Here is a 2298-nt window from a genome sequence, read left to right as displayed (position 1 = left end):
AAAGGAAATTTTTGAGTATACTTCTAAATGATAATCAAATAAATAATCTCTTTCAGATTTTGTCAAAATTTTGTAATCAATTAAATCTTTTTCAATTGGAGCTAATGTAAGGTTCTTAAATAGTAAATTTTTTCCCTCCTTTTTAACATAAATTAAATTTTCAATTCTCATTCCAAAGTGATTTTTCTTATAAAAACCTGGTTCATTACTTAAAATCATTCCTTCTTTAATTTTAATATTATTATATTTTGAAATTGCTTGCGGCCCCTCATGGACATTGAGAAAATGTCCAACCCCGTGGCCCGTTCCGTGTCCATAGTCTAATCCATCCTCATTCAAAAATTTTCTAGCTCGTTTATCAATTTCTTTACCAACATTTATTTTATTGAGATTAGTGCGAGCGACAGCAATGTGTCCTTTAAGAATTTGAGTGAAAATTTTTTTTATATTTTTTTTTTGTTTAGAAAAACAAATAGTTCTAGTAACATCAGTGGTTCCGTATGAGTATTGGCCTCCAGAATCACACAAAAAAATATCTTTTTTGTTAATAATTTTAGTGTTGTTATTTGTAGCTCTATAATGAACTATTGCTGCATTTTTTCCAGTCCCTGCGATTGTATTAAAGCTGGGAAACAGATAGTCTTTATTTTTTTTTCTAAAAGCTTCTAATTTATTTTGTGCATCTATTTCTGATATCTTTTTTTTGTTAATCTCTTTTATCCAATAAAGAAATTTTGTTAATGCTATACCGTCATTTATATGTGCCTTAATCATATTATTTACTTCTGTTTTATTTTTAATTGATTTTAATAAATATGTTGGGTCATCTGATTTAAAAATTTTAAGTTTTTTATTTAATATTTGCTCAAAATATATTGAGCAGGTTTTACTATCTATTGATATACTTTTACCCTTAAGAGTATTTAAAAAATAATCAATATCTTTTGGTTCTATAATTTCACTCTGCTTTATTTTTTTTTCTGTTATTAATTTTTTAAGTTTATTTTTTTTTGCAATAATATATTTTTTGTAGTCCTTACTAATTAACAAATATGAGTTAGGAATAGGGCTAGTCGGATTATCATATCCCCTTATATTTAAGATCCAAGCAACATTTTCAGGAGCTGTTATAAATATATGGTCTAATCCTTTGGTTTTAAGATATTTGACTATTTTTTTTATCTTATTTTTGTAATCTTCACCTACGATTTTTTTATCAAGAGAATAGAACGGTTTATTGTTTAAATATCTAAATTTATGAAAATTATCAATAAGGTTTTCTTTAATAAGTTTTACTTTATTTTTTGTAAAAATTTTTTTTATTTGTTTTTTTGTAAACAATGTTGGATCAAGGCCAATCACTAAATTTTTGAAAACTTTACAATTTAATAGTTTTTCATAACCTAAAACTTTAAAATTATTACCACTTTCTATTTTAGCTTGAAGAGTGTACCTGCTGTCTACAAATAAATAATTTGATTGTTTCAGCACTACAGCAAATCCAGCAGAACCTGAAAAATTTGTAATTTTTTTCAATCTATCTTTAGCTGAATATTCAGAGAAAAATTCATCATTTTTTGGAACTATATACCCATCTAGATTGTAATTTGAAAACTGTTCTTTTAGTTTTTTAAGGATATGTTTCATTTAATTCTTTTCTGATATCTTATCCAACCTGGACTTCTGTAATTATCTTGATCATCACCTTCCAAGTCTTGATTGAATTCGAAGTCCTCTATTTCATTTTTGTCATCTTCAAAAAAAGAGTTTTTTTCTATAAAATCATTTGGAAGTTCATCAATAAATCTAGATGCCATACTGTCAATCCAGTCTCCTTGATAAAATCTATTCATTGAAAAGGAAATTATAGCCCTCTTTTTTGCTCTTGTAATTCCAACATATGCCAATCTTCTTTCCTCCTCCAAGCCTTTTTGACCTTTTTCTTCTATCGATTTTTGATGGGGAAATAATCCCTCTTCCCAACCTGGTAAGAATACAACATCAAACTCTAAACCTTTAGCAGAGTGCATAGTCATCATATTTATTTTTTGTCCATCCCAATCTTGATCAATTGAAGTTGCTAAAGAAACATGTTCCAAGAAACTTTCTAAATTATCAAATTCTTTCATGGCACTTAATAATTCTTTAATATTCTCTAATCTATTTTCATTTTCTAGATCTTTTTTGTTTTTAAGCATTGCTGAATAACCTGATTCATCTAGAATTGTTTGCAATAATTTGATAATTTAGAAAGTTTCTTGGAACATGTTTCTTTAGCAACTTCAATTGATCAAGATT

General features: G+C 26.6%; 1 protein-coding gene and 1 pseudogene. Both read right to left on the bottom strand.

Annotated elements, in window-relative coordinates; translation table 11 throughout:
- Nucleotides 1-1647: aminopeptidase P family protein (locus AMN95_RS02170; RefSeq protein WP_075522358.1), on the bottom strand; the 1647-nt coding region annotated here is incomplete at its 3' end.
- A pseudogene (locus AMN95_RS02165) lies at nucleotides 1644-2243 on the bottom strand (3'-5' exonuclease); the annotation flags it as partial. The pseudogene AMN95_RS02165 and the gene AMN95_RS02170, both read right to left, overlap by 4 nt.
- Nucleotides 2244-2298 lie beyond the last annotated feature (55 nt).

This window comes from Candidatus Pelagibacter communis (assembly GCF_001180185.1).
GTDB classification, from domain to species: domain Bacteria; phylum Pseudomonadota; class Alphaproteobacteria; order Pelagibacterales; family Pelagibacteraceae; genus Pelagibacter; species Pelagibacter ubique_F.
The sequence above is the reverse complement of the archived record's forward strand: the minus strand, read 5'-3'. Positions and strand labels throughout refer to the sequence as shown.